This is a genomic window from Sphaerisporangium sp. NPDC088356 (assembly GCF_040685555.1).
Taxonomy (GTDB): Bacteria; Actinomycetota; Actinomycetes; order Streptosporangiales; family Streptosporangiaceae; genus Sphaerisporangium.
Genome location: NZ_JBFBIK010000040.1, coordinates 13,016 through 38,945, shown reverse-complemented (window position 1 = coordinate 38,945; position 25,930 = coordinate 13,016). Strand labels below are relative to the sequence as shown.

General features: G+C 72.3%; 24 protein-coding genes and 1 pseudogene. 8 read left to right on the top strand and 17 right to left on the bottom strand.

Annotated elements, in window-relative coordinates; translation table 11 throughout:
* Window positions 1–81: 81 nt before the first annotated feature.
* The gene (locus tag AB0O34_RS17245; RefSeq protein ID WP_363916394.1) at window positions 82–2,058 is read right to left on the bottom strand and encodes a BTAD domain-containing putative transcriptional regulator; all 1,977 of its coding nucleotides are present in this window, start codon (window positions 2,056–2,058) and stop codon (window positions 82–84) included.
* Between the two features lie 118 nt (window positions 2,059–2,176).
* Between AB0O34_RS17245 and AB0O34_RS17240 the strand changes: the two genes are divergently transcribed.
* Together AB0O34_RS17240 and AB0O34_RS17235 are read left to right on the top strand one after the other, a co-directional pair.
* Window positions 2,177–3,055, top strand: coding sequence for an alpha/beta hydrolase (locus AB0O34_RS17240; RefSeq protein ID WP_363916393.1), 879 nt, complete (start codon window positions 2,177–2,179; stop codon window positions 3,053–3,055).
* Window positions 3,056–3,075: 20 nt separating this feature from the next.
* Window positions 3,076–3,396 carry a DUF952 domain-containing protein gene (locus tag AB0O34_RS17235; RefSeq protein ID WP_363916392.1) on the top strand — a complete coding sequence of 107 codons (321 nt, stop codon included), beginning with the start codon at window positions 3,076–3,078 and terminating at the stop codon, window positions 3,394–3,396.
* Window positions 3,397–3,411: 15 nt separating this feature from the next.
* Here AB0O34_RS17235 and AB0O34_RS17230 read toward each other — a convergent pair whose 3' ends face one another.
* The 3 genes from AB0O34_RS17230 to AB0O34_RS17220 are packed head-to-tail and all read right to left on the bottom strand — an operon-like array spanning window position 3,412 to window position 5,927.
* A complete protein-coding gene (locus tag AB0O34_RS17230; protein ID WP_363916391.1) occupies window positions 3,412–4,212 on the bottom strand; it encodes an ABC transporter permease in 801 nt (266 codons plus the stop codon).
* A 3-nt stretch (window positions 4,213–4,215) separates the two neighbouring features.
* Complete coding sequence (locus AB0O34_RS17225) at window positions 4,216–4,998, bottom strand: ABC transporter permease (RefSeq protein ID WP_363916390.1); 783 nt, start codon at window positions 4,996–4,998, stop codon at window positions 4,216–4,218.
* Entirely contained in the window at window positions 4,998–5,927 is a 930-nt protein-coding gene (locus AB0O34_RS17220; RefSeq protein ID WP_363916389.1) for an ABC transporter ATP-binding protein, read from the bottom strand. Before AB0O34_RS17220 ends, AB0O34_RS17225 begins: the two co-directional genes overlap by 1 nt.
* 327 nt (window positions 5,928–6,254) lie before the next feature.
* Here AB0O34_RS17220 and AB0O34_RS17215 point away from each other — a divergent pair, with 327 nt between their 5' ends.
* The gene (locus tag AB0O34_RS17215) at window positions 6,255–8,570 is read left to right on the top strand and encodes a phosphoketolase family protein (protein ID WP_363916388.1); all 2,316 of its coding nucleotides are present in this window, start codon (window positions 6,255–6,257) and stop codon (window positions 8,568–8,570) included.
* A 42-nt stretch (window positions 8,571–8,612) separates the two neighbouring features.
* On the opposite strand, the gene AB0O34_RS17210 is transcribed toward AB0O34_RS17215, so the two are convergent.
* A complete protein-coding gene (locus AB0O34_RS17210; protein ID WP_363916387.1) occupies window positions 8,613–9,170 on the bottom strand; it encodes a ferritin-like domain-containing protein in 558 nt (185 codons plus the stop codon).
* Window positions 9,171–9,344: 174 nt separating this feature from the next.
* On the opposite strand from AB0O34_RS17210, the pseudogene AB0O34_RS17205 reads away from it, so the two are divergent.
* Window positions 9,345–9,506 (top strand): annotated as a pseudogene (locus tag AB0O34_RS17205) (aldo/keto reductase); the annotation flags it as partial.
* A gap of 101 nt (window positions 9,507–9,607) precedes the next feature.
* Here AB0O34_RS17205 and AB0O34_RS17200 read toward each other — a convergent pair.
* The 4 genes from AB0O34_RS17200 to AB0O34_RS17185 form a co-directional block, all read right to left on the bottom strand.
* A complete protein-coding gene (locus tag AB0O34_RS17200; RefSeq protein WP_363916386.1) occupies window positions 9,608–10,765 on the bottom strand; it encodes a cation:proton antiporter in 1,158 nt (385 codons plus the stop codon).
* Between the two features lie 6 nt (window positions 10,766–10,771).
* Window positions 10,772–11,254: a cation:proton antiporter regulatory subunit gene (locus tag AB0O34_RS17195; RefSeq protein WP_363916385.1), complete on the bottom strand. Its 483-nt coding sequence runs from the start codon at window positions 11,252–11,254 to the stop codon at window positions 10,772–10,774.
* 170 nt (window positions 11,255–11,424) lie between these two features.
* Window positions 11,425–12,807, bottom strand: a complete 1,383-nt coding sequence (locus AB0O34_RS17190; protein ID WP_363916384.1) for a gluconate:H+ symporter — start codon at window positions 12,805–12,807, stop codon at window positions 11,425–11,427.
* Between the two features lies 1 nt (window position 12,808).
* Complete coding sequence (locus tag AB0O34_RS17185) at window positions 12,809–13,414, bottom strand: gluconokinase (protein WP_363916383.1); 606 nt, start codon at window positions 13,412–13,414, stop codon at window positions 12,809–12,811.
* Window positions 13,415–13,550: 136 nt separating this feature from the next.
* Between AB0O34_RS17185 and AB0O34_RS17180 the strand changes: the two genes are divergently transcribed.
* Window positions 13,551–14,273: a FadR/GntR family transcriptional regulator gene (locus AB0O34_RS17180; RefSeq protein ID WP_363916382.1), complete on the top strand. Its 723-nt coding sequence runs from the start codon at window positions 13,551–13,553 to the stop codon at window positions 14,271–14,273.
* Between the two features lie 18 nt (window positions 14,274–14,291).
* On the opposite strand, the gene AB0O34_RS17175 is transcribed toward AB0O34_RS17180, so the two are convergent.
* The 3 genes from AB0O34_RS17175 to metE all read right to left on the bottom strand — a co-directional run bounded on the left by AB0O34_RS17175 (window position 14,292) and on the right by metE (window position 17,319).
* Entirely contained in the window at window positions 14,292–14,621 is a 330-nt protein-coding gene (locus AB0O34_RS17175; RefSeq protein ID WP_363916381.1) for a hypothetical protein, read from the bottom strand.
* Window positions 14,622–14,837: 216 nt separating this feature from the next.
* Entirely contained in the window at window positions 14,838–15,068 is a 231-nt protein-coding gene (locus AB0O34_RS17170; protein ID WP_363916380.1) for a hypothetical protein, read from the bottom strand.
* The gene (gene metE / locus AB0O34_RS17165) at window positions 15,058–17,319 is read right to left on the bottom strand and encodes a 5-methyltetrahydropteroyltriglutamate--homocysteine S-methyltransferase (RefSeq protein WP_363916379.1); all 2,262 of its coding nucleotides are present in this window, start codon (window positions 17,317–17,319) and stop codon (window positions 15,058–15,060) included. Before metE ends, AB0O34_RS17170 begins: the two co-directional genes overlap by 11 nt.
* 137 nt (window positions 17,320–17,456) lie before the next feature.
* Between metE and AB0O34_RS17160 the strand changes: the two genes are divergently transcribed.
* Window positions 17,457–18,356, top strand: a complete 900-nt coding sequence (locus AB0O34_RS17160; RefSeq protein ID WP_363916378.1) for a LysR family transcriptional regulator — start codon at window positions 17,457–17,459, stop codon at window positions 18,354–18,356.
* A 6-nt stretch (window positions 18,357–18,362) separates the two neighbouring features.
* On the opposite strand, the gene AB0O34_RS17155 is transcribed toward AB0O34_RS17160, so the two are convergent.
* The 4 genes from AB0O34_RS17155 to AB0O34_RS17140 form a co-directional block, all read right to left on the bottom strand.
* Complete coding sequence (locus tag AB0O34_RS17155; RefSeq protein ID WP_363916377.1) at window positions 18,363–19,403, bottom strand: hypothetical protein; 1,041 nt, start codon at window positions 19,401–19,403, stop codon at window positions 18,363–18,365.
* A gap of 19 nt (window positions 19,404–19,422) precedes the next feature.
* Window positions 19,423–20,685 (bottom strand): Na+/H+ antiporter NhaA, encoded by a 1,263-nt coding sequence (gene nhaA / locus AB0O34_RS17150; RefSeq protein ID WP_363916416.1) that lies wholly within the window; start codon window positions 20,683–20,685, stop codon window positions 19,423–19,425.
* Between the two features lie 416 nt (window positions 20,686–21,101).
* Window positions 21,102–21,710, bottom strand: coding sequence for a GNAT family N-acetyltransferase (locus AB0O34_RS17145; protein ID WP_363916376.1), 609 nt, complete (start codon window positions 21,708–21,710; stop codon window positions 21,102–21,104).
* Window positions 21,707–22,687 (bottom strand): NAD-dependent epimerase/dehydratase family protein, encoded by a 981-nt coding sequence (locus AB0O34_RS17140; protein WP_363916375.1) that lies wholly within the window; start codon window positions 22,685–22,687, stop codon window positions 21,707–21,709. Before AB0O34_RS17140 ends, AB0O34_RS17145 begins: the two co-directional genes overlap by 4 nt.
* Window positions 22,688–22,999: 312 nt before the next feature.
* On the opposite strand from AB0O34_RS17140, the gene AB0O34_RS17135 reads away from it, so the two are divergent.
* Window positions 23,000–23,332 (top strand): STAS domain-containing protein, encoded by a 333-nt coding sequence (locus tag AB0O34_RS17135; RefSeq protein WP_363916374.1) that lies wholly within the window; start codon window positions 23,000–23,002, stop codon window positions 23,330–23,332.
* A 1,383-nt stretch (window positions 23,333–24,715) separates the two neighbouring features.
* Window positions 24,716–25,732: a tyrosine-type recombinase/integrase gene (locus AB0O34_RS17130; RefSeq protein ID WP_363916373.1), complete on the top strand. Its 1,017-nt coding sequence runs from the start codon at window positions 24,716–24,718 to the stop codon at window positions 25,730–25,732.
* A gap of 42 nt (window positions 25,733–25,774) precedes the next feature.
* On the opposite strand, the gene AB0O34_RS17125 is transcribed toward AB0O34_RS17130, so the two are convergent.
* Window positions 25,775–25,912 (bottom strand): zinc-binding dehydrogenase, encoded by a 138-nt coding sequence (locus AB0O34_RS17125; RefSeq protein ID WP_363916372.1) that lies wholly within the window; start codon window positions 25,910–25,912, stop codon window positions 25,775–25,777.
* Between the last annotated feature and the right edge of the window lie 18 nt (window positions 25,913–25,930).

Here is a 25,930-nt window from a genome sequence, read left to right as displayed (position 1 = left end):
TAGCACGCCGGAGCACGGTGGCCAAAGGTGCGACCTGGTCACCGAGCACGCCGGAGCACGGTGGCCAAAGGTGCGACCTGGTCACCGAGCACGCCGGAGCCAAGCGGCGAGATCGTCCAGGTGCCCTGCCACCGGGCCCAGGGTGAGCAGGCCGCTGCCCGCCCCGGCCAGCTCAGCCGCCGCGGGGGCGAGCTCGCCGTGGGCGCGCTCCATCGTCTCCCGGTCGCCGATGGCGATCGCCGCCCGAGCGGCCAGACACCACAGGACCTCGGACAGCAGGTCCCGGGGCGGGTCCGGCAGCCGCCGCAGCGCCGCCGCGGCCTCACCCCCGCGGTCCTGGGACAACAGCACCAGGGGGCGGGCCCACGGCTCGTAGGGTCCCCAATCGGTGCGCTCGCCGGCCGAGATGGGTCGCGCGTGCCGCAGGCGCAGGCACAGCAGGGCGAGCGGCAGCAGCCCGCGTTCCAGCCCGGGCATGCCCGCCCCGTCCAGCCGGGCGGCGGCGTCCCGGTAGGCCGCCTCCACCTCCGCCACCGGCGCCCGCCCCGCCGCGTCCAGCCGCAGCGCCCGGTACCACCGGGTGAAGACGCCCACCAGCGGCCGCTCGTGGCGCTCGGCCAGGCGGTCGGCGGCGGAGGCGTGCTCATCGGCTCCGGCGAAGTCCGCGAGCGCGCTGCGGGCCTGCAGCCGGATGAGGCGCCCGAGCACCTCGTAGGTGACCAGGCCGTGCCGGGCCGACAGCGCGACCAGCTCGGCACCGATCTGGTCGCGGCGCGGCGCCAGCCCCGCCCGGTGGAAGCTCTGCATGTACACGCCGTTGAGGGCGAACGCCAGCAGCGCGGGATCGTCCAGGCCGCGGGCGATCCGCTCGGCCTGCCGGGCGGCCTCCGGCCCGCGCGCCGAGCGGGTGCCGCGCGACTCCAGGGCGATCGTGGCCAGCAGCCGGGCCCGCGCCACCTGGTGCGCGCCGGGCGGGAGCGCGGTCAGCGTGCGTTCGGCCGCCGCCACCACACGCGCCGCCTGCCGCGGGTCATCCACCCGGGTCCAGATCGCCGGGACGTCGTAGCCGCCGATCACGCGCGCGGTCAGCTCCGCGTCCCCCAGCTCCTCCGCCGCCTCGACGGCCGCCACGCGGTGCTCGCGGGACGCCTGAAGGCCGCCGCCTCCGGTCACCGCCAGACCGCGCAGCAGGCCCACCGTCGACTCCAGCCGGGCCCGGGCACCGGAGGCCACGGTGCGGTCGTAGGCGGCGGCCGCCCGCGCCCACACCTGCTCCGCCGCCCCGCCCGTCACCGACACCGGGTCCAGATGGCCGGCGTGGCCGAGGATGTCGGCCTCCAGGCGGCGCAGTCCCGGCCCCGGATCCACCCCCAGCTCCTCGACCAGGAGCGTACGTGCCCGGCGCAGCACCGCCAGCGCGTCACCCTGGCGGCCGGTGCGGTACAGCGCCAGAGCCAGCAGCCGCCAGGCGTCCTCGCGCCAGGGGTGCCCGGCCACGTGCGCGTCCAGATCAGGCACCGCCTCGGCGGCCAGGTCGAGGGCCAGCAGGGCCTCGGCCTGCCGCTCGACGGCGTGCAGCCGCAGCTCGCCCAGCCGGGAACGCTCCGCACGCGCCCAGGCCTCCTCGGCGAACTCGGCATAGGCGGGCCCGCGCCACCAGCCGAGCGCCTCCCGCAGCCGCGCGAGCGCGTCCCCGGGCGGCAGCGTCGCGGCGGCGGCCACCGCCCGTTCGAAACGCCAGGCGTCCACCGCGTCCGGCTCCGCGCGCAGCGCGTACCCCGGCCCCTCGGTGACCAGCAGCCGGGCCGGAGTGCGGGGCGGGCGTTGCGGTTCCAGCGCGCGGCGCAGGGCGGCCACGAAGGTGCGCACCGCGCCGACCGCGCCCGGCGGCGGGTCCTCCCACAGATCGTCGACCAGGCGGGTGACCGGGACGACGCGGCGGCGGGCGACGATCAGCCGGGCAAGCACCGCGCGATGCCGCGGCCCCTTCAACGCGACCGCGTCCCCCGCGCCGTCCCAGGCCGCCACCGGCCCCAGCACCCCGAACACGACCCGCATCCTCAAGACCACCCTTTCCGGGAGCATCGCCCCTGGTCACGGTAGCGCGCTCACTGGATGCTCATCCGCGCCCGGCAGGCTTCACAGCACCAGGCCGCCTACGAAGAAGGACAAGACCATGACACCCGCCATCACCGGCTTCACCTACCAGCGCGTCCCCGTCGCCGACGGGGTGTCCCTGAACGCGGCCGTCGGGGGCTCGGGCAGCCCGATCGTGCTGCTGCACGGCTTCCCCCAGACCCACCTGATGTGGCGCCACGTCGCCGCCGACCTCGCGGCCGACCACACCGTGATCTGCCCCGACCTGCGCGGCTACGGCGCCAGCGACAAACCCGCCGAGACCGGCCCCGGCGTCTACGCCAAGCGCACCATGGCCGCGGACATCGTCGCCCTGGCCCGGGCGCTCGGGCACGAGCGGTTCGCGCTGGCCGGGCACGACCGCGGTGCCCTGGTCGCCTTCCGCGCCGCGCTGGACCACCCCGAGAAGATCACCCATCTGGCCTCGCTGGATGTGCTGCCGACCCTGGAGATGTGGGAGGCGATGCGCGGCACCGGCGCCGCCGTCGGTTTCCACCTGTATCTGATGGCCCAGCCGCCGGGCCTGCCCGAGCGCATGATCTCCAGCAGCTCAGACGCCTTCTTCGGCCACTTCCTCGACATCTGGGCCAACGACCCGCGGGCGATCCCGGCCGATGTCCGCGCCGCCTACCTGGACGCCTGCCGCGGCGCGGTGCCCTCGATCGTCGCCGACTACCGCGCCTCCGCCGGCATCGACGTCGAGCACGACCAGGCCGACCGGGACGCCGGAAACCGGCTGCGGATGCCGGTCACCGTGCTCCAGCAGGACTGGGGCGCCGCCCTGGGCTTCGACGCGGCGGCACTTTGGAGCGTGTGGGCGCCGGACCTGCGGCACGGCACCGTCACCTGCGGTCACTTCATGGCCGAGGAGGCCCCCGCCGACATCGCCAAGGAGCTTCGAGACCTGCTCACCCGGTGAACTGATCTACGCTGGGGCAGGTGACGATCCTTCATCTCGCGCTGGCCGATGACTGGGCGAAGGCCGCGCAGGCCGGTGAGTACCACGTGTCCACCCTCGGGCGGACCCTGGCGGAGGAGGGGTTCATCCACGCGTGCGCCGACCTGGACCAGCTGCGCGGGGTGGCCGAGCGGTACTACACAGGGGTGAGCGAGCCGCTGGTCGTGCTGACCGTCGACCCCGGTGTGCTGACCTGTCCGGTGCTGCTCGAGGTTGCGCCGGGCACCGAAGAGGCGTTCCCGCACATCTACGGCCCGCTCCCGGTGGAGGCGGTCGTCTCGGTCACGCCCTTCTCCCGCTGACCTTCTGAGGACAGGTCACACGCACAGCGTCCGCTGCAGCCGCCGGGCGGCGAACGCCAGGCCACCGGCCACCATCACCAGCAGGTAGGCGGCGTGAGCGAGCAGCCCCCAGCCCGGGTCACCGATGGCCAGGCCCCGCACCAGCTCGACCGCCTGGTAGAGCGGCGTGGCCTGGATGAGCACCTGCATGACCACCGGGTAGTCGCCGACCGGGGAGAACGTGCCGGAGAACAGGAACAGGGCGAACTGGCCGGTGGACATCAGGTCGAAGTCCTGCCAGCCGCGCATCAGCGTGCTGACCGCCATGCCGATGGACCCGAAGGCCAGCCCGACCAGCATCGTGGCGGGGAACGCCGCGAGCGCCCACAGCGGTGCGGCCAGCCCGAGGACGACCATGACGATCACGAAGACCCCCGTGTAGAGGGAACCGCGCACCATGGCCCAACCCAGCTCGCCGAGCGCGATCTCGAACGGCCGCACCGGCGTGGCGAGGATCGCGTCGAACGTCTTTGAGTACTTCATCTTGAAGAAGAAGTTGTAGGTGGTCTCGGCCAGGGCGCCGGACATCGCGGCCACCGCCAGCATCGCCGGGGCGACGAACGTGGCGTACGGCAGGGTGCGCCCGCCCACCCGCAGGTCGCCCACCAGCGCGCCGACCCCGACGCCGATGGACAACAGGTACAGCAGGGGCTCCAGCAGACCCGACACCAGCACCAGCCAGTAGGACGGGCCCGAGCGCAGCGCCCCCACGTTGCGGCTGATCACCGCGCCGACCCGGCTGGGGGAGATCCGGGTGGCGAGCATCGTGGTCACCATGTGTCAGTCCTGAAGTCGCTTGCGGAAGGCGTGGACGGCCAGGGCCGCGCCGGCCGCGGCGAACACCACCAGGTAGGCCAGGTGCGCGGCGATCGGCCATGGGGGAGCGGTGCCCAGCGTGGCCGCCCGGTCGAGCTCGACCCCGTGCCACAGCGGCGACAGGTAGGCCAGCGGCCGGGCCAGGGCGGGAAGCCGCTCGACCGGGAAGAACACCCCGGCGAACAAGGTCGAGGGGATCAGCACGAAGCGGAACAGCAGCGCGAAGTAGCTGTCGTGCTCGATGGTGGCCGCGAACGCCATGGTCGGCGCCGCCGCCGCGAGGGCCACCAGCGCGCAGACCAGCGGCGTGACCACGGCCCAGGGCGAGTGCAGCGCACCGAACAGGGCGGTGATCGCGAGGAACACCACCACGGCGAACTCGACGCGGAACAGGATGTACAGCAGCCAGCCGAGGACCATGTCGCCGGGCTCGACGGGTGTGGCGCGCATCGCGTGGTAGGCCCGCACCCATTTGAAGTCTCCAAGGACGGGATAGGTGCACTCGCCGACCGACATCTGGAAGGCGGTGGAGGCCAGCACGCCAGGGACGATCCACGACAGGTAGTCGACCCCGCCGATGAGGCCGACGTGGCCGCCGACCCCGACGCCGATGCTGACCAGGAACATCACCGGAAGGACGAAGGAGGAGAACACCGAGGCACGCCACAGCCGGCGGTACAGGATCAGGGAGCGCTCCAGCACCGCCAGCGTCGAGGGCGCGGAGACCTGGAAGGTCAGGGGGGCCATCAGTCGACCAACGTCCGGCCGGTGAGGTGCAGGAAGACGTCCTCAAGGGTGGAGCGGCGCACGAGCACGCTGGTGGGGACCAGCCCGCGCCGGTGGACCTCGGCGGTGGCGGCGTCACCGTCGGCGGCGTACACCAGCAGCCGGTCGGGCAGCGGGTCGATGCGCTCGCCGATGCCGGCGAGCTTGCCGGCCAGCTCGGAGGGGCGCTCGTCGCCGAAGCGAAGCTCGACCACCTCGGGGGTGGAGTAGGTCTCGATGAGCGAGCGGGGCGACCCCTCGGCGACGATGCGCCCGCCGTCCATGACCACCAGCCGGTCGCACAGCTGCTCGGCCTCGTCCATGTAGTGGGTGGTGAGCACCAGGGTGGTGCCGCGCCGCTTGAGCTGGAACAGCCGCTCCCACAGCAGGTGGCGGGCCTGCGGGTCGAGGCCGGTGGTGGGCTCGTCGAGCAGGACGATGTCGGGGTTGTTGACCATGGCCCTGGCGATGGTGAGGCGGCGCTTCATGCCACCCGACAGCGGCTCGACGTTGCTGCCGGCCCGGTCGGCCAGCTGCACGAAGTCGAGCAGCTCGTCGGCCCGGCGGCGGGCCTCGGGCCGGGGGATGCCGAAGTAGCGGGCGTAGGTGGTGAGGTTCTCCCGGACGCTGAGGTCGGGGTCGAGGTTGTCCAGCTGCGGGCAGACGCCGAGCCGCCCGCGGATCTGGGCGCCCTGGCGTGCCGGGTCCATCCCGAGGATGCGCAGCTCACCGGCGGTGGGAAGCGACACGCAGCTGATCATGCGCATCGTGGAGGACTTGCCGGCGCCGTTGGGGCCAAGGAAGCCGAAGGCCTCGCCGGGGGCCACATCGATGTCGATGCCGTCGACCGCGGTGAAGCCGCCGAAGCGTTTCACCAGGCCACGCGCGTAGATCAGAGGTTGCTCGGACACGGAGCAAAACCCTAACGAACTCCACTGACATTCCCGCAACAGGTTTTCGCCCCCCCCGGCGCGGGGAGAGCGGCCGGGGCCCGCGCGGGAGGTGTCACCCGACGACCCCCGAGGGCGCGGCGCCGCGCCGGTCAGGTCCCCGGGCGGGTGTTCGCCGCCACCGGCCTGGACCAGGACGAGCCGCGCCACCCGCGCCGCGGGCTCGACCCGATGACCACGGCCCTGGACACCGCGGCGCCCGAACCCGCCGCCGAAGGGACCTCCTGACCCCGGCCCGAGGACCAAGGTCACTGGCATATCCCCCGCCACGCGGGAAGCCTCATAGACATGAGCGAGCTGGAGCGAATCGATGCCTACTGGCGCGCCGCCAACTACCTGTCGGTCGGCCAGATCTACCTGCTTGACAACCCGTTGCTACGGGAACCTCTACGACCCGAGCACATCAAACCGCGCCTGCTCGGACATTGGGGAACCACCCCGGGCCTGAACTTCTGCTTCGCGCACCTCAACAGGGTCATCAAACAGCGCGACCTGGACATGATCTACATCGCCGGGCCCGGGCACGGCGGCCCCGCCACGGTCGCGCACGCCTGGCTGGAGGGCACGTACTCGGAGATCTATCCCTATGTCTCCCGCGACGAGCCCGGGATGGCCCACCTGTTCCGCCAATTCTCCTTCCCGGGCGGCATCCCGAGCCACGCCGCCCCCGAGACCCCGGGGTCGATCAACGAGGGCGGTGAGCTCGGCTACTGCCTGGCCCACGCCTACGGCGCCGCGTTCGACAACCCGGACCTGGTGGTCGCGTGCGTCATCGGGGACGGCGAGGCCGAGACCGCGGCCCTTGCCACCAGCTGGCACTCCAACAAGTTCCTCAACCCGGCCAGGGACGGCGCCGTCCTGCCCATCCTGCACCTCAACGGGTACAAGATCGCCAACCCGGCCGTGCTGGCCCGCATCCCCGAGGACGAACTGCTCAAGCTCATGGAGGGGTACGGCTACCGCCCCCACGTGGTCGCCGGCGACGACCCGGCCGCGACCCACCGGCTGATGGCCGAGACCCTGGACACCGTGTTCGACCAGATCGCCGAGGTCAAGGCCGGTTCAGGCGAACGCTGGCCCATGATCATCCTGCGTACGCCCAAGGGGTGGACCGGGCCCAAGGAGGTCGACGGCCACCCGGTGGAGGGCACCTGGCGCGCCCACCAGGTGCCGCTGGCCGGCGTGCGCGACGACCCCGCCCACCTGGCCGCGCTGGAGGAGTGGATGCGCTCCTACCGCCCCGAGGAGCTCTTCGACCGCGACGGCACCCCGACCGGGCAGATCGACGCCCTGGTGCCCAAGGGGCCGCGCCGGATGAGCGCCAACCCCCACGCCAACGGCGGCGAACTGCTCAAGCCACTGGTGCTGCCCGACTTCCGCGACTACGCGACCGAGGTCAAAGCACCGGCCACCGCCACCACCGAACCCACCCGGGTGCTCGGCGGGTTCCTGCGCGACGTCATCGCCGCCAACCCTGCCAACTTCCGGCTGCTTGGACCCGACGAGACCGAATCCAACCGGCTGTCGGCGGTGTTCGAGGTCACCGACCGGGCGTGGATGGCCGAGCGGCTGCCCACCGACGAGAACCTCGCGCCCGACGGCCGGGTGATGGAGGTGCTCAGCGAGCACCTGTGCCAGGGCTGGCTGGAGGGCTACCTGCTCACCGGACGCCACGGGCTGTTCAACTCCTACGAGGCGTTCATCCACGTCGTCGACTCGATGTTCAACCAGCACGCCAAGTGGCTGGAGGCCTCCCAGCGCATCTCGTGGCGGCGCCCGGTCGCCTCGCTCAACTACCTGCTCAGCTCGCACGTGTGGCGCCAGGACCACAACGGGTTCAGCCACCAGGACCCCGGCTTCCTGGACCTGGTGGTCAACAAGAAGGCCAACGTGGTGCGGGTGTACCTGCCGCCGGACACCAACACGCTGCTGTCGGTGGCCGACCACTGCCTGCGCTCGCGCGACTACGTCAACGTCGTGGTCGCCGGCAAGCAGCCGGTCCTCGACCTGATGGCGATGGACGACGCCGTGGTGCACTGCGCGCGGGGCCTTGGCATCCTGCCGTGGGCCTCCACCGACGAGGGCCAGGAACCGGACGTGGTGCTGGCCTGCGCGGGCGACGTGCCCACCCTTGAGACCCTGGCCGCCGCCGACCTGCTGCGCCGCCACCTGCCGGACCTGAAGGTGCGGGTGGTCAACGTCGTCGACCTGATGCGGCTGCAACCCCCCAACGAGCACCCCCACGGGCTGCCCGACCCGGCCTACGACGCCCTGTTCACCACCGGCAAGCCCGTCATCTTCAACTTCCACGGCTACCCGTGGCTGATCCACCGCCTCACCTACCGGCGCAAGGGCCACGAGAACCTGCACGTGCGCGGGTACAAGGAGGAGGGCACCACCACCACCCCGTTCGACATGGTGATGATGAACGACATCGACCGGTTCCACCTGGTCATGGACGTCATCGACCGCGTGCCGGGGCTCGGGGAGCGGTGCGCCCACCTGCGGCAGGAGATGGCCGACGCCCGGGCGCGCGCCCGCGCCTACACCCGCGAGCACGGCGAGGACGCCCCGGAGATCCGCGACTGGACCTGGCCGCACTAGGCCGCCGACCGAACAAGCCTTTCCCGCCGCCGCGGGGAAGGCTCAGGGCGTACCGCGCCCGCCGATCTGCGCGGGGAGCCGGTCCAGCAGGTTGGCCAGGTCGTCGGCGTGGTCCTCCTCGTCGGCCAGCAGCTCCTCGAACACCCGCCGGGTCGTCGGGTCGCCGTCGCCGATCCACTGGGCGATCTCGGTGTAGGAGGCGATGGCGACCCGCTCGGCCACCAGGTCCTCTTTGATCATCTCGACGAGGTTGAGGCTCCCGTCGTACTGGGTGTGCGCCCGGCTGCTCAGCCTGGCCGGGTCGAAGTCGGGATCCCCGCCCAGCTGGGAGATGCGGTTGGCCAGCATGTCGGCGTGCCGCTGCTCGTCGGCGGCGTGCTCCAGGAACTCCTTGGCCACCGGCTCGGCGTGGATGCCCGTGGCGGTGTAGTAGTGCCGTTTGTACCTGAGGACGCAGACGATCTCGGTCGCCAGGGCCTCGTTGCACACCTGGATGACCCGCGGCAGGTCGGCGCCGTACGCCCCTGTCACGGGTCCCTTGTCGATCTCCGCCCGCGCGCGTTCCCGCAAGGCCTGGATATCCGTCAGAAAATCGGCCATGAGGTCGGTGTACCCACCCCGAGTGCCGGAAATGCGGCGCGATGTCCGGTCTCGTCCTGGAGGGCTCGACCTGGAGTCGAGTCCAGCACCTAGGGTACGAGCCGCCGCGCCCGGCCCACCAGGGCCCGGCGGCACCGCGATCGCACCCACGACGACCACCAAGGGAGCACCACCATGCGCTACCGCGTCCTCGGCGGCACCGGCACCGAGGTGAGCGCCCACTGCCTCGGGGCCATGATGTTCGGCGCGGCCGGCAACCCCGACCACGACGACTGCGCCCGCATCATCCACGCCGCCCTCGACCAGGGGATCAACTTCGTCGACACCGCCGACATGTACTCGGCGGGCGAGTCCGAGCAGATCGTGGGCAAAGCCCTTCAGGGGCGCCGCGACGGGCCGCCGCGGCCGGTGAGGGCCGCACACCGGGCCCGAGGAGGTCAGGCCCGGCGGGCCACGGCCGTGATGAGCGGCTGGAGCAGCCGGGCCGCCAGCGGCCCGAACGCCGCCAGGATCAGCACGTACCCCGCGGCCAGCGGCCCGAGGTCGCGATGGGCCCCGGCCGCCACGGCGAGCCCGGCGATGACGATGTTGAACTCGCCGCGCGGGATCAGCGCGATGCCGGCCCGGGCCTGCCCGGCCTTGGCGATGCCCGCGCGGCACGCGGCGTACACGCCGGTGGCCAGCTTGGTGATCATGCTGATCAGGGCCAGCAGCGCGGCCGTACCGGCCATCGGCCAGATCGCCGCCGGGTCGGTCTGCAGGCCGAAGAACACGAAGAACACCGCGGCGAACAGGTCGCGCAGCGGGATCAGCAGCGCCCGTGCCTCGTGGGCCAGCTCCCCCGACAGCGCGATGCCGACCAGGAACGCGCCCACCGCGGCCGACACCTGCAGCTGCTGGGCCACGCCCGCGACCAGCAGCGCCAGGCCCATCACCTTCAGCAGCAGCACCTCGGAGTTTGGGCTGGCCACGAACGCCTCGATCCACCGGCCGTAGCGCAGCGCGACCAGCAGTACGACGCTGACCGTGGCGAGCGCGATGGCGACGGTGACGGCGCCGCCGATCAGGCTCACCCCTGCCAGGATGGCGGTGAGGATCGGCAGGTACAGCGCCATGGTCAGGTCCTCGAAGACCAGCAGCGACAGCACCACGGGGGTCTCGCGGTTGCCGATCCATCCGAGGTCGGACAGCACCTTGGCGGTGATGCCGGAGGAGGTCGCGTAGGTCACGCCGGCCATCGCCACGGCCGCGACCGGGCCCCAGCCGAGGATCAGTGCGGCGACGGCGCCGGGGGCGGCGTTGAGCACCAGGTCGACCAGGCCGCCCCTGGCGTTGCCGCGCAGGCTGGTGACCAGTTCGTCGGCGTTGTACTCAAGGCCGAGGGTCAGCAGCAGCAGCACCACGCCGAGTTCGGCGCCGACCGCGATGAAGTCCTCGCTGGTGGCCAGGGGCAGGATGCCGCCCTGGCCGAACGCGAGCCCGGCCAGCAGGTACAGCGGGATGGGGGAGATTCCCGCGCGCAGCGCCAGCGCTCCGAGCACGCCGAGGGCGAGGACGATACCGCCGAGTTCAATGAAAAGTGTCGCCGTGTGCACGCCGGCTTATCCGTGGGACAGGATGTCGGCGACGGCGGAGGTGCTCTCGGGGCTGCCCACGACCACGACCACGTCCCCGCTGTCGAGCGGGAAGTCGGGGTTGGGGCTGGCGTGGACCTGCCCGCCCCGGACGACGGCCACGATGGAGGCGCCGGTCCGGGTGCGTACGCGGGCATCGCCCATCGCCCGGCCGACGTAGGGGGAGTCCTCGAGGATCGGCAGCTGGACGCTGACCAGCCCTTCGACCTCGCGGTGCAGGGCGTTGAGCCGCTGGACGATGCGGGGGGCGCCGAGCAGCTCGACCAGCGCGTCGGCCTCCTCGTCGTTCAGCTGGATCGCCTCGCACGCCCGGTCGGGGTCGTGGCGGTCGTAGATGACCAGGTCGCGCCGGCCGCCGCGGTGGGAGACCACGGCGATCCTGCGGCCGGACTGGGTGGTGAACTCGTGTTTGAGCCCTATGCCCGGTAGTGCGGTCTGTTCGATCTCCACCGAGCCCTCGCCCCATCCAGCTGTACGACAACCGTTGCCTGCGCCCATCCGATAACCGGATTTAAATCCATATAAAGGACGAACGCCTGTGAGGTTAGCACGACACGGGCAGCCGACCCCCCCAAGTGATCTTGATCACTGGACCGCGCGAACGGCCCGCCCGCGGCCCGTCACACCACCAGGCTCAGCGCCAGCACCAGCACCAGCCCCACCACCGAGATCACCGTCTCCATCGCCGACCAGGTCTTGAGGTTCTGGCCCACGCTCAGGCCGAAGTACTCCTTGACCAGCCAGAACCCCGCGTCGTTGACGTGGGAGAAGAACAGCGACCCCGCGCCGATGGCCAGCACCAGCAGCGAGGTGTGCCCGGTGTCCAGCGTGGTGACCAGCGGGGCCAAGATCCCCGAGGCGGTGACGGTCGCCACCGTCGCCGACCCGGTGGCCAGGCGGATGAGCACCGCGACCAGCCAGGCCAGCAGGAGCACCGACAGGCCGCTGCTCTGCACCCAGTCGGCCACCAGCTTGCCGATGCCGGTGTCCACCAGCGTCTGCTTGAACCCGCCGCCCGCCGCCACGATCAGCAAGATCCCCGCGATCGGCGGCAGCGCCCGCTCCAGCGAGGTGGCCAGCGCCTTGCGGTCCATGCCCGCCCCGCGCCCCAGGGTGAAGATCGCCACCAGCACCGCGATCAGCAGCGCCACCAAAGGCGTGCCGAGGAAGTCCAGCCCCGAGCGCACCAGCGTCCCCTCGGCGGCGAACAAGTCGGCCACGGCCTTGCCCATCATCAGCACCACCGGCAGCAGGACGGTGGCCACCGTGACGCCGAACGAGGGCCGCCGCACATCCCCCTCGTCCTGCTGCCGCCCGGCGTCGAACAGCTCCGGCGCCGGGACGTCCACCCACCGGGCGGCGTACCGGGCGAACAGCGGACCGGCGATGGCCACCGTCGGCACCGCGATCAGCACGCCGAGCCCCAAGGTGATGCCGAGGTCGGCCTTGAGCGCGTCGATGGCCACCAGCGGCCCCGGGTGCGGCGGCACCAGGCCGTGCATGACCGACAGCCCGGCCAGCGCCGGGATGCCGACCCGCACCAGCGACAGCCCCGAGCGGCGCGACACCAGGAAGATCACCGGCATCAGCAGCACGAGCCCGATCTCGAAGAACATCGGCAGGCCGATCAGCGCGCCCACCGCCGCCATCGCCCACGGCAGCGAACGCGGGCTGGAGCGGCCGACGATGGTGTCCACGATCTCGTCGGCCCCGCCGGAGTCGGCCAGCAGCTTGCCGAACATCGCGCCGAGCGCGATCAGCGTGCCCACCCCCGCGGCCGTGCTGCCGAACCCGTTGGTGAAGCTCGTGATCACATCCGCCATCGGCAGGCCCGCGATGGCGCCCACGGCCAGCGAGCCGAGCGTCAGGCTCAGGAAGGGGTGCAGGCGGAACCGGGTGATCAGCAAAACGATCAGCGCGATGCCGACCAGCGCCGCGGGCAGCAGCCGCCCGGTGGGGACCGCCGCCTCCGGCGCTGCCAGCGCGATCAGTGCGGTGCTCATCTCACTCTCCTTCGCCCGCGCGGGGACGGGGGGCCGCGGGGGGCGGCGAGGTCTTCGCAAGGGGCGCGGCGGCCAGGTAGTCCTCCACCAGCTCATCGACGGACCTGCCGAGGTCCAGCACCACGCCGCGCTCGTCGGGCTCCAGCGGCTCCAGCGTCTGGAACTGTGAGGCCACCAGGGAGGCGGGCATGAAGTGACCCGGCCGGCCCGCCACCCGCCGCCGCACGACCTCCTGCTCGCCGTGCAGGTGGACGAAGCCCACCCCCGGCGCCGCCTCGCGCAGCGTGTCGCGGTAGGAGCGCTTGAGCGCCGAGCAGCTCACCACCCCGCCGCCGGTGAGGTGCCCGGCCAGCCAGGCGCCGATCGAACGCAGCCACGGCAGCCGGTCGGCGTCGTCCAGCGGGACGCCCGCCGACATCTTGGCCACGTTGGCGGGGCTGTGGAAGTCGTCGGCGTCGGCGAACGGCATCCGCAGGCGCTGCGCCAGGGCCGCGCCGACGGTGCTCTTGCCGGAACCGGTCACCCCCATGACGACCAGCAGCGGCGCCGCGAAGGTTTGAGCCGGCGCGGCGGGGGGAGTCGGGGGCGGGGGATCGGTGGGGTTCATGGGGGAGCCTCTCGGGTGGAACTGCCCGACAGGGTGTCACGAATAATCAGCCGTAATCAAGGGGTAACACCCAATTAATCATATCTTTTAACCTCGGTGGATGCCGAGCCCACCCACCATGGGAAGATTGGCCACCGTGGGAGCCAAAGACCAGATCAGTGCGGGGCTGCACGGCAGCGTCCTGGACGAGTTCGGCGCCCTGATCACCTCCGGCGCCTTCCCCCCCGGTCACGTGCTGCGCATCGAGCAGCTCGAAGAGCGCTTCGGGGTGTCCCGGTCGGTGACCCGCGAGGCCATCCGCGTCCTTGAGTCCATGGGCCTGGTCACCAGCCGCCGCCGCGTCGGCGTCACCATCGCCCCGCGATCGGCGTGGAACCTGTTCGACCCCCGCGTCATCCGCTGGCGGCTGGACGGCGCCGACCGCGACGAACTGCTGGCCTCCCTCGGAGAGCTGCGGCGCGGCGTCGAGCCGGTGGCCGCGGGCCTGGCCGCGCGGCACGCCACCCCCGAGCAGTGCGGGACGCTCACCGGCGCGGTCATGCAGATGGCCGTGCACGGCAGGTCCGGCGACCTTTCGGCCTACCTTGCCGCCGACATCGTCTTCCACCGCACCCTGCTGGAGGCCTCCGGCAACGAGATGCTGGGCGCGCTCACCGACGTGGTGGCCGAGGTGCTGGCCGGCCGCACCCACCACCACCTGATGCCCGCCCACCCCGAGCCCGCGGCGATCCGCTGGCACGCCGAGGTGGCCCAGGCCGTGCAGGCGGGCGACGCCGAAGCGGCCGAGCGGGCCATGCGCGACATCGTCGAGGAGGCCAACCGCGCGATGCTCACCACCCCGTCCCCCGCGACCCCCTGATCCGGCCCGCCGGGCGGGTCAGAGCGCGTGGTCGCCCGGACCCGGGTCGTCGCCCCGGCGCCACCGCTCGGCCTCCACGATCGCGAACGCCGCGGTGAGGGCGGTCAGCACGCAGCCGGCGAAGAACAGCGGCCACAGCTGGTGCACCGCCCCGTAGACGGCCAGGACCACGAAGACGATCACACCGGCGCAGGCGGCGATCAGCCAGGCCCCCGGTGCCCGGGACGCCCGGTGCCGCGTGGCGGCCCCGGCGGTGCCCGGTGACAGCGGCCGGTCCGCCCGGTGCGGGCGGAAACGGTGATCTCTCGGGGCCCCGGGCTCGCGGCCGTGGTCCTCGGAACGCTCCATGCTCCCAGCCGTACCCCGGCCCCCGCGACCTGTACCGGGGACACGCGGGCCGGCCATCGGGAGTTTCACCGCCCCATCACCATGAAGATCCAGAGGTGTCCCGCCATCAGGGGATCCGGCGGGGTACACGCTCCGCGAGGACCGGCGCCTGCCACCCACCGGCCGGCGACCGGACCTCGACGCCGCCGCGGGCGCCGGCGGACCCGGCGGAGCGGTTCAGCCGCCGGTCAGCTCCTGGAGGCCGACCACACGCAGCAGTTCCACCCGCTCGCAGGATCTGCTGCCCGGACCGGCGGTGTAGACGACCAGCCGCTGGTCGTGCTCCAGGTTCAGCAGTACCTCGCAGTCCAGCTCCAGCAGGCCGACGACCGGGCGCAGGAAGCGTTTGACGTCGGTGCGCGGATGGTTGATCGCGCGGTGTCCCGCTCCAGACCGCTCACCACCCAAGCTCCGAGCGCACCCGCCGCGCCGCCTGCACCATCGTGGCCAGGGCAGCCTCCACCTGCTCGTAGGTACGGGTCTTGAGCCCGCAGTCGGGGTTCACCCACACCTGCCCGGACGGCAGCGCGCGCACCGCCGTCCTCAGCGCCTCCTCCACCTCCCCGGCCGAGGGCACGCGCGGGGAGTGAATGTCGTACACCCCCGGCCCAAGACCCCTCGCGAACCCCGCCACGGCCGGCTCGCCGAGGATCCGCGCGTGCGAGCGAGCCGACTCGATGCTCGTCACATCGGCGTCCAGCCCGTCGACCGCGGCCAGGATCTGCTCGGCGTCGGAGTAGCACAGGTGCGTGTGAATCTGAGTGCGATCACCCGCCCCGGAGGTCGCGTGCCGGTAGGCCGCCACGGCCCACCGAAGGTAGGCGTCCTGCGACTCCCGGCGCAACGGCATCAGCTCACGCAGGGCCGGCTCGTCCACCTGGATGATGGAGATCCCCGCCGCCTCCAGATCGCCCACCTCGGCGCGCACGGCGTCGGCCACCTGGAACACCACATCGCGTAGCGGCAGATCGTCACGGACGAACGACCAGGCGACGATGGTCACCGGCCCCGTCAGCATCCCCTTGACCGGCTTGACGGTCAGCGACTGCGCGTACCGGGCCCAGCGCACGGTGATCGGCGCCGGCCGGCCGACCTCGCCGTGCAGGATCGGCGGGCGGGTGCACCGCGAACCGTAGGACTGCACCCACCCGTGCCGGGTGACCGCGAACCCCTCCAGGTGCTCGGCGAAATACTGCACCATGTCATTGCGCTCAGGCTCACCGTGGACCAGCACGTCCAGCCCGAGCCGTTCCTGCAGGCCGATCACCCGCTCGATCTCGGCGCGCACCCGCTCCTCATAGGCGGGCTCCTCCAGCTCCCCGGCGGCCAGGGCCGCGCGGGCGGCCCGCAACGCGCCGGTCTGCGGGAACGAGCCGATCGTGGTGGTGGCCAGCGGCGGCAACCGCAGATGCCCGGCCTGCGCCGCCGCCCGCACCGCGTACGGCCCGCGCTCACGCCGCTCCCCGCGCCCCTGCCCATCCGGCGGCTCCCCGGCCGGCGTCACCGGCGCCGGGACCCGGGGGAGAGGGCCGCCGGGCGGGGCACCGGCCAGCAGGCCCGCCAGCTCGACCACCTCGGCCACCTTCTGGTCGGCGAACGCCAGCCGCTCGCGCAGCCGCGGATCCAGCCCGCTCTCCAGCTCCACGTCGTAGGGGACGTGCAGCAGCGAGCAGGAGGTGCTCACCACCACCTGCCCCGCGCGGGCGCGAAGCGCGACCAGCGCCGCCAGCGCCCGCGCGGGGCAGGTACGCCACACCTCCCGCCCCGACACCACCCCCGCCACGACCGTCTTCGCGGCCAGCACCTCCAGCCCCGGCCCATCGGCGGGGGCGCCGTGCACCAGATCCAGCCCGATCGCCTCCACCCCGGTGGCGGCCAGGACGGGCAGCGCCTCGCCGAGGCCGCCGAAGTAGGAGGCCACCAGCAACGCGGGCCGCCCGGCCGGCGCACCCAGCCGTTCGTAGGCGACCCGCACGGCCAGCAGCTCGGCGGGGGAGCGGTCGGCCACCAGCGCCGGCTCGTCCAGCTGCACCCACCCGACCCCTTCGGCGGCGAGCTCGGCCAGCACCCGCTCGTAGACCTCCAGCACATCGGCCAGCCGGTCCAGCGGGACGAACCCGGCGGGGGCGCCCGGCGCGGCCTGCGACAGCAGCAGGAACGTCACCGGCCCGAGCAGCACCGGCCGGGTGTCCAGCCCCAGCGCGCGGGCCTCACGCACCTCCGACACCGCCTTGCCCCCGGCGGTGAAAGCGAACGCGGTGTCCGGGCCGACCTCCGGGACGATGTAGTGGTAGTTGGTGTCGAACCACTTGGTCATCCGCAGCGGCGCCACACCCGCGGTGCCCCGCGCCATGGCGAAATAGGTGTCCTCGGCGGACCCGCCCCGGTAGCGGCCGGGCACCGCGTCCAGCATCACCGCCGCGTCGAGCACCTGGTCGTACAGGGAGAAGGTGTTGGAGGGCAACGCCCCAAGGCCCAGCGAGGCGAGCCGCCGCCAGGCCTGCTCGCGCAGCCGCGCCCCGGTCTCCCGCAGCTCCAAGACGGTGGAGCGGCCCTCCCAGTACGACTCCAGCGCCCGCTTCAGCTCCCGGCGTGGCCCGATCCTCGGATACCCGAGCACCGTGGAAGGGGGAAAAGGCGTCGTGCGTGCGGCGGTCATGCGGGCTCCCTGGCGTCAAAGGCGTTCGGTCGGACGCGGGAATCCTGCCCGATCACCCACCCACCCGCCCCGATCGATTCACACCGCTTATCAACCCCAGGTGGCGCTCACACGGTGCCGGGTGGGCATACTGGAGCGTGGAATCCGGCCCGCCGCTGCGCGAGATCCTCTGCTTCGCCCGCGTCGCCCAGCACCTCAGCTTCTCGCGCGCCGCCGACGAGCTCGGCATGTCCCAGCCCGCGATGAGCCAGGCCATCGGCCGCCTCGAGCGCTCGCTCGGCCTGCGGCTGTTCGACCGCACCAGCCGCGAGGTCCAGACCACCCCCGCCGGAAAGGCACTGCTGCCCCACGCACTGGCGCTGCTGGACACGGCCTCGGCCTTCACCGCCGAGGCCGCCCGCCTCGCCATACCACCCCGCCCGATCATTGGCCTTGCTTATGCACCGCTGGTCGGCAGCCTCGCCGCGCGAGCCGCCCGCCGACTCGCCGAGCGCAAACCCGCGATCGACGTCCAACTGCGGGCCGCCGGCTGGCGCGCCGCCACGCAGGCCCTCACCCGGGGCGAGGTGCCGGTGGCCATCCTCAGCGCCCCGTTCCCCACCGGGTTCACCACCGGCGCCCGGTTCGGGGTCACCATCGGCCACCTGGCCGTCCCGGCGGGCGACCCCCTCGCCGCCCTGCCCCGCCTGAGCCCAGACCGGCTCGGCCGCCACAAGATCCTCATGCCGGGGCACCGCCCCCCCGGCGGCATGTGGGCGCGCCTGGCCGCCACGCTCCCCGGCCCGCACCGGCTCCACGTCGCCGCCGAGGACATCGACGACTTCGCCGCCGCACTGGACCTGGTCGCCGCCGGGATCGGCCTGCTCCCGGTGCCCCAGCTGCTCGCCACGTGGATCCGCCGCCAAGACGTACGGTTCGTCCCCTTCGACGCCGGCGATCTGCGCATGACCTTCGGCCTGGCCTGGTCACCCGAACGCGTCTCACCCGAGGTGACCACCCTGGTCCACGCCGTCCAGGAAACCCTCTGGACCCGATGACCCCTGTCAGTCCCGGATACCCGGGTTGGCCGCCATGACCGACTCGGCGACCTCCCGCAACCGGGGCAGGAACCCCAGCACCTCCCGCCCCCGCCCGGCCAGGCCGCCGGGGGAGACGACACCCAGATCGCCCAGCAACTCCCCGAAACCGGCGGAGAACCTCTCACCGGCCGCCGGATCGTCACTCGCCAAGATCTTCAGGCACCGGGCATAGGTGACGACGATCCAGAAGACCGCCTCACGGTGCAAGCCCCGCCCGATCAGCTCACACCCGCCGCCGACCGCGATCGGCCTGGCCGCCGCGGTGATGTCGGAGGAGAACAACAACGGCGTCCTGGCCACCGGCACCGTGGCATCGAACACCCGCGCCATCGCCGCCAGGTGGTACCCCACCCGCGCGGCGCTCATCCGCGCGCACCCCAGCAGCTCCAGCAACCGCTCGTGAACATCCAGGTGACCGTACTCGGCCAGCAGGCCCCTGACCGCCAGGTAACGCAACCGCACCGTCGGATTGCGCAACCCCGCGCTCAGCAGCACATGCGTGGTCACCCCGGTCGGGAACACCCACCCCAGCACCCGGTCGTGCACCGGCGCCGACGCCTCCACCGCCCCCAGGCCCGCGACGATCCTCAGCTCGGCGTCCTCGCACCGCGCCCGGACCCACCGCCGCCGGGTGTACCCCTCGGCGACCTTCGCCTGCAACCGGGCCAGCCTCCCGGTGGGGTCGGCGATCACGTTGCCACCACGCAGACCCCCCGCCAGGTGGCAGGAACCCAGCACCACCTCGGCCGACCGGATCTGCTCCCACGGCACGTAGGTGACCTCAACCATGACCCCCTCACGGAGGAACTTCCCCAGCTTGGCCGGGGCCCGCGACCCGCAGGTCACCACCATGACGTCCACGTCGGAGGCCGCCGGCAACTCGGCCTCACCAGGCAGCCAGGTCGCCGACCCGCTCAGGTAAGCACCCGCGAACCCCGGCGCCCCGGCGGCGTGCTCGGCGACCCACCGCGACGCGATCTCCCGCGCCCGCCCCACCCTCACCACGACCCCGCACCCCCACCTGTCACGGCACCCCATCATCCCGCGAGCCCAGCGCGGCCGTCTCGGCCTCGTGAATGCGCCTGTAGGCCCGGTCGCGTACCCGCAGGACCACGGCCGCCAGCATCGCCGCCGTCACCGAACCCGCCAGCACCGCGATCTTCACATGGTCCCCGCGGGCACCACCCGCGCCGAACGCCAGCTCCCCGATGAGCAGCGACACCGTGAAACCCATGCCACCGAGCACCGACAGCCCCAGCACGTCGATCCAGGCCAGCCCCTCGTCCAGATCGGCCCGGGTGAACCGTGACACCAACCAGGTCGCGGCCATGATCCCCAACGGCTTGCCGGCGACCAGCCCCGCGACCACGCCCACCGCCACCGGGTCGCTCAGCGCCTCCACCAGCCCGCCCGGCCCGCCCACGGCCACCCCGGCCGACAGGAACGCGAACACCGGAACCGCCACACCCGCCGAGACCGGCCGCAACCGGTGCTCGAAGTGCTCCGCCGGCCCCGCACCGCCCGCCCGGCCCACCGCCGCCACCGGCACCGTGAACGCCAGCAGCACACCCGCCACCGTCGCATGCACCCCCGAGGCGTGCACCAGCGCCCACGTCAACGCGGCCGGCGGCAGCAGCACCCACCACGCCCGCACCCCCCGCCGTACCAGCACCGCGAAGACCGCCAGCGGCACCAAGGCCGCCACCAGCGCCACCACCGACAAGCTCTCGGTGTAGAACACGGCGATGATGACGATGGCCATCAGATCGTCCACCACCGCCAAAGTCAGCAGGAACGTGCGCAGCGCCGACGGCAGGAACCGGCCCACCACCGCCAGCACCGCCAGCGCGAACGCGATGTCGGTGGCCGTGGGAATCGCCCACCCCCGCGCCGCCCCCGCACCGGCCCCCGAAGCGAGCACCACGTACAGCACGGCCGGAACCACCACACCACCGGCCGCGGCCGCCACCGGCACCACCGCCCTGCGCACCTGCCGCAGATCACCGGCCACGAACTCGCGTTTCAGCTCCAGGCCCGCGACGAAGAAGAACACCGCCAGCAGCCCATCGGCCGCCCAGGCCGCCAAATCAAGATCTAGATGCAGCGCCGCGGGCCCGAACCTGAACGAGCGCAACGCCTCATACCCGCCCGACCACGGGGAGTTCGCCCACACCATCGCCGCCACCGCGCCGGCCAGCAGCAACGCCCCGCCGACCGTCTCCTCGCGCAGGATGCCGGCGACACGCCGGGCCTCGGCCCACGACCCCCGGGTCAGCAGGCCGGGCATACCGGGCATACGGCGGGGGGCGTCGGTCACGGGCGCTCCAGTCCATAGGCGGATCCATTGCCGACCAGACTTCCCGGCGCACCTCGCCCCACCCTACAGGCGTCCTTCCACCGCCCCGCCACCCGCCGCCCCGGCCCACCGGCAACCGCCCACGGCCGGGGGCGTGGCCGGGCGTCACCTGGACAGGACCTCCCGCAGACCTCCCGCCAGCTCGACCGCCCGGGGGACCGTCCAAGGGATCACACCGCTCTCGGTCATCAGCGCGTGGCACTGCCGCCGCTCTTAGAGGACCCCGGGCGGCAGCGGGGCGACGTGCCAGTGCAGGCGGGCGTTGCCCTGCCGGCTGCCCAGCGACAACAGGTTCGAATCGCACCCCCGTGCCCGACCCACCCCATCCCTGTCAAGCGAGCCCACCCTCACCCCGCCTCCCCGCCGGGAGGAACCCCTGCGGGTCCCACCGAAGTGGGCACCGAGGCGGCGTACCGGGCGTGCACGTGCCCCTCAAGCGGGAACGGGGGATGAGCAGGCAGCACGCCCTCCAATGCGTACCCGCACTTGCCCGCCACCCGGCACGAGGCGAGGTTGTCCACCTGATGCAGCAGCCGCAGGCACTCGAGCCCATCACCGCCGAACGCCTCGAAAGCCCACGTGGTCATCCGCTCAAGGGCCCGGGCGGCCACACCCCGCCCCCGCGCCCCCGCCGCCGTCCAGTACCCCACCTCCGCACGCGACCCACCGGAAGCGAGCCCTTTCAGCGCGACGTTGCCGACCAGGCGAAGCTCCCCGGACCCGCCCACGGGCTCAAAGACCGCGAAACTCAGCCGCTCGCCCCCCTCCCACCCCGCCCACTGGACCTCCAGCCACCGCCGGGCGTCCTGCTCTCCGGTCACGTGAAGCCTGGTCCACCGGCGCATCACCGGATCACGGTAGGCCTCGATCAACTCGGGGATGTCCCGCTCGGCCCACGGTCGCAGGACCAGCCCGGCAACCCCCTCGCTCGCGGCGGTGCGCAGCACAACACTCACGCCCGATCCTCCCGCCCCATGCCCACACCGGCCAGCAACCTGTCCTCCTCCCGCGCGGACAACCCGCCCGGCAGCGGCGGCTCACCCCGCCCGCGATCCCAGGCAAGGACATCGGCCGCCGTCACCGCCAGCGGCGTCGCCGGCATGCCCGCCGCCCGAGCACGCGCCGCGCTCCGCTGAAACGTCAGCGCCCACACCGGATCGGCCCGCACCAGCGGGAACCCGCCCGGCACCGCATCGGGCGGCACCGGCACCACCTCCACCCGGCTGCCCGCCGCCGCCGCGCACGCCTCGATCAACCCGCCCATCGTGACCGGCTCGGCCGGCCCCACCGCATTGAAGACACCCGGCCGGTCGCCGGCCACCAACCGCACCACCAGACGGGCCAGATCGCGGGAATCGACCACCTGCACCGGCTGCCCCGGATCGCCGGGCAGCACCACCCGCCCACCGCGCGCGGCCCGGCGCACCCAATACGTGAAAAGGTCCTGCGAGTCGTACGGCCCGGCCACGACCCCCGGACGGACGATCGTCGCCCGCCGCCCATACCAGGACAACACATCGTCCTCGCATGCCACCTTGAGCGGACCGTAGGTGTCCCCGCCGATCTCCTCGGTGCCCCGCTCAGGCGGCAGGCGCGGCGCGTCCTCATCAGCCCCCGGCCCGCCCCCGGGCCGGTACACCGCGTTGCTGGAGATGAACACACAGCGCCCCACCCGGTCACCGAGCGCCTCGGCAGCCTGCCGCACATGGCGCGGCACGTACGCCGAGACGTCGACCACCGCATCCCAGCAGCCCCCACGCAGCGACCTGTAGTCACCGGTGTCACGATCACCCACCAGTCGCGGCACACCGGGGAACAACCCGGCCCCAGTCCTGCCCCGGCTGAAAAGGCTCACCTCGTGACCATCCCGAAGAAAGTCCTCCACGATCGCCCGGCCGACGAATGACCCGCCACCCAAAACCAGTATCCGCATGACGCCCGATGCTAGATGCCTCACCGCCAAGCCGAGATCACCGTCGCCAGACCGCCCACCCGCCAACCGGCGGATGAACAACCCCAGAGCACCGGTCCACAACTCCGGGGTCCGACTTCCGCGACTCGACAAAGGCATCGCGACCCTCGCCCCCCGTGCGCCGCCGATTGGCGTACGTGGCAGTGACATGGCGCCGTCTGGAGCTTCCCGCCCAAACCACGGCACAACCCGCGCGCCGGCATTACTGATCGCTGAAGCCCCGCCGGATAGCGTGATTCGGACATGCACCCCGAACCGTACGAAGGCGCACAGATGACAGCACAGCTCAGCCTTTCTGTAACCCGCCACGGGCGCACCACAGTCGTAGGCCTGGCGGGGGAAATCGACATCGCGACAGCCGACCTCGTCGCCGGAATGCTCAAGGAGCTGATCCGCATGGGCCACACCACCTTGGCCCTCGACGCATCCGGGGTCCGGTTCTGCGACTCCACCGGCCTGGAGGCTCTACTTCAGACCCATGACGAGGCGTGGAAGGCCGGCGGCGGTCTTCGATTGATCGGCGTCCATGGCGCGCTGGGGCGCGTGCTCGACCTGACCGGGTGCCGGCAGGTCTTCGAGATGGACGACATGGCCCTCGCCGGGTGAGGTCTCCGCGGCGGCGAGGAGAGCGGCACGCCCCGACCAGGCCACTCCCGCTCGGGGCCATGACGCCCGAGCCGGGTGACACGGGCACAAACCGCCTCATCGGCCTCGAGCGGGCAATTCCGATGCGGCTGGACAGCCCCGGCCGCCAGGTCAAGGATCGCGTGGAACGCGACCTCGCGGCTGGCCGCTGTCGGCGGCCGGACACGGTGAGTGACCGGCAGGCCCTGATCCGGAGCGCCATTTGGTGAAATGTCCGGCGTGTATCGGGTTGTTCGCACGACCCGAGCCAGGGGAGGGGCGCCACCAAAAGGCGCTCGCGCGGGATGAGTGACGCTGCGGCCGGTGCGCGTCGACGCCGGCCGATCTCTGAGGCCCGCTCGCATCACCGAGGCGTGCAGGCCGGACCCGGCCGGTTGAACCAGGACACGAGTGCCTCATAGGGCTTTTGTGCCTTTACATTCTTAACCATACAGAATGGGCCTTCTGAACGGTTAGAGATGAATCGGCCGCTCGGCACCCAATAGGGGCGATGACGGCGATCATTGCGCTCCGCAGCCGTCGAAGCCACCAGCGCGCGAGAAAACAGGACCCGGCGCCGTCACGCTTGCCCGGTTCACGCGAGCACGGTTCCAAGATCCGGGCGGTTCCAAGATCCGGGCGGTTCCAAGATCCATGCTCTGGGCTCACAAGATCCACCCGCGCGAAGATCCACACACGCGAATCGATCACCAGGCCGCACATCGGCCACCCGGCGAACCCGAGACTCCGGCCCGGCCATCGCGCGGCTGACCGAGAACGCGCCTCGACGATCCAGAATGATCCAGACGGAGCCGGTGTCCGCAGGCCTCCCAACAGCCCATCCTCACCCATTTGATGCATAATCGTACTTATGCATCAAACGTGAAGCCGCCTCCCTCGGCCGCGTCGCACGTTGAACCCGGATCAGCGAACGGCCCCCGCGCGCCCGTGTGCTTCCCTGCCGAGCAACGTGAGATCCCAGCCGCCGCCGATCCCGATCGTGCCGCCGATCCCGTAGGTGCGCCCCGGGTGCCGCTTCCACGCCACGCGTCAGCCGCCCCACGTACCGAACGCGGCTCAGTGGTCTGGACGGGCACTCCGGGCCGTCGACTCCGGCCTCGCCTGAGCGCGGACCGTGTACTCTTTGCGGCCTCGATGACGACCGCTCCGGCCCGCCGCGTCCTCGGTGGCGAGGCCCCGGCATCCGTAGCAACAGCGCCGGCGAGCCAGGCCGGACAGAGCATTCCTTCCCAGGTGCGGCGTGTCACCAGGCCGGTCTCATGGCTTTCATGCATAATCTCAGGCACTTATGCCACGCTTTCCAGGTTTCCGAGCTTGCTCCCCACACTGGGCGCTGAGGGCCTCATGAGCGATCGTGACCCCTTGGTGCTGATGCGCGTGCCCGAAGCCATCACCGAGTTCCTCTCCGCGCTGCGCACCAAGAAGCTCTCCCCGCACACCATCGCCGGGTACCAGCGCGACCTGCACCTCGTCTCCTCGATCGCCGCCGGCCTGAGCGGCGTACGAGAAACCGACCTCGAGGTACGCCACCTGAACGGGCGCCTGGTGCGCACCGCGTTCGCCGACTTCGCCGAACCCCGCTCCCCCGCCAGCGTGAACCGCGCCTGGAGCGCCTGGAACCAGTTCCTCACCTTCTGCGTCGCCGAGGGAATGCTCGAGGGCAACCCGATGGCCGCGGTCCCCCGGCCCAAGCAACCCCCCAAGGCGCCCAAACCCCTGCTCGGCGACGGATCGGCGTCCGCGACCCTGCTGGAACGGATCGCCGACGGGGCCCGCGAGGCCCGCGACCCCTGGGTCGAACGTGACCTGGTGGTCCTGGCGCTGGCCCTGGTCACCGGGATGCGCTCGGCCGAACTGCTGAGCGTGACCCTCGGCTCGATCGGCGGCGCCCCCGGCGACCGGAGGATCCAGGTGGTCGGCAAGGGCGGCAAAACCCGCTCGCTGCCGATCGAGCCGCCCATCGAACACCTGATCGGCGACTACCTGGAAAGCCGCCTGCGCCGGTTCGGGCTCACCACGCTCCCCCGCTCGGCCGCGCTGCTCGTCGACACCGGAAACGAGCCCCTGCAGCGAGGCGGGCTGCAATATCTGGTCCGCCAGTGCTACCGGTACGCGGGGATCCACGACCAGGTGCAGAAAGGCACGCTCGTCCACGCGCTGCGGCACGAGTTCGCCACCCGGCTGGCCGAACGCGGCGCCTCCGCCCACGAGCTCATGGAGTTGCTCGGCCACTCCTCCATCGTCACCGGCCAGGCGTACGTCGCCTCGACGGCCCGTGAGGTGCGCAGCGCGGCGCGAGGCAACCCGGCGTACGAAGTGCTGGACCGGTTGCGCCCGCGCGAGGGCACGGCCGGGCCGTGAACCTGACGGGCCGTGCCCTCTCCGACGTGCCGGTGCTCGCCGTCACTCCACGGTGAGGACCACGCGCCCGCGTCCGTGACCGGATTCGACGTCGCGGTGCGCGTCGGCCGCCTGCGCCGGCGGGTAGGTGCGGCGGATGTGGACGGCGAGCTCGCCGCGCGCCACCTTGGTTGAGGTCAAATCGCGGGCCTTCGGTGC

Coding starts and splice junctions, on each gene's coding strand:
- AB0O34_RS17245 (WP_363916394.1), bottom strand. CDS start 2,058: ATGCGGGTCGTGTTCGGGGTGCTGGGGCCGGTGGCGGCCTGGGACGGC.
- AB0O34_RS17240 (WP_363916393.1), top strand. CDS start 2,177: ATGACACCCGCCATCACCGGCTTCACCTACCAGCGCGTCCCCGTCGCC.
- AB0O34_RS17230 (WP_363916391.1), bottom strand. CDS start 4,212: ATGGTGACCACGATGCTCGCCACCCGGATCTCCCCCAGCCGGGTCGGC.
- AB0O34_RS17225 (WP_363916390.1), bottom strand. CDS start 4,998: ATGGCCCCCCTGACCTTCCAGGTCTCCGCGCCCTCGACGCTGGCGGTG.
- AB0O34_RS17215 (WP_363916388.1), top strand. CDS start 6,255: ATGAGCGAGCTGGAGCGAATCGATGCCTACTGGCGCGCCGCCAACTAC.
- AB0O34_RS17210 (WP_363916387.1), bottom strand. CDS start 9,170: ATGGCCGATTTTCTGACGGATATCCAGGCCTTGCGGGAACGCGCGCGG.
- AB0O34_RS17190 (WP_363916384.1), bottom strand. CDS start 12,807: ATGAGCACCGCACTGATCGCGCTGGCAGCGCCGGAGGCGGCGGTCCCC.
- AB0O34_RS17185 (WP_363916383.1), bottom strand. CDS start 13,414: ATGAACCCCACCGATCCCCCGCCCCCGACTCCCCCCGCCGCGCCGGCT.
- AB0O34_RS17175 (WP_363916381.1), bottom strand. CDS start 14,621: ATGGAGCGTTCCGAGGACCACGGCCGCGAGCCCGGGGCCCCGAGAGAT.
- metE (WP_363916379.1), bottom strand. CDS start 17,319: ATGACCGCCGCACGCACGACGCCTTTTCCCCCTTCCACGGTGCTCGGG.
- nhaA (WP_363916416.1), bottom strand. CDS start 20,685: ATGCCCGGCCTGCTGACCCGGGGGTCGTGGGCCGAGGCCCGGCGTGTC.
- AB0O34_RS17140 (WP_363916375.1), bottom strand. CDS start 22,687: ATGCGGATACTGGTTTTGGGTGGCGGGTCATTCGTCGGCCGGGCGATC.
- AB0O34_RS17135 (WP_363916374.1), top strand. CDS start 23,000: ATGACAGCACAGCTCAGCCTTTCTGTAACCCGCCACGGGCGCACCACA.
- AB0O34_RS17130 (WP_363916373.1), top strand. CDS start 24,716: ATGAGCGATCGTGACCCCTTGGTGCTGATGCGCGTGCCCGAAGCCATC.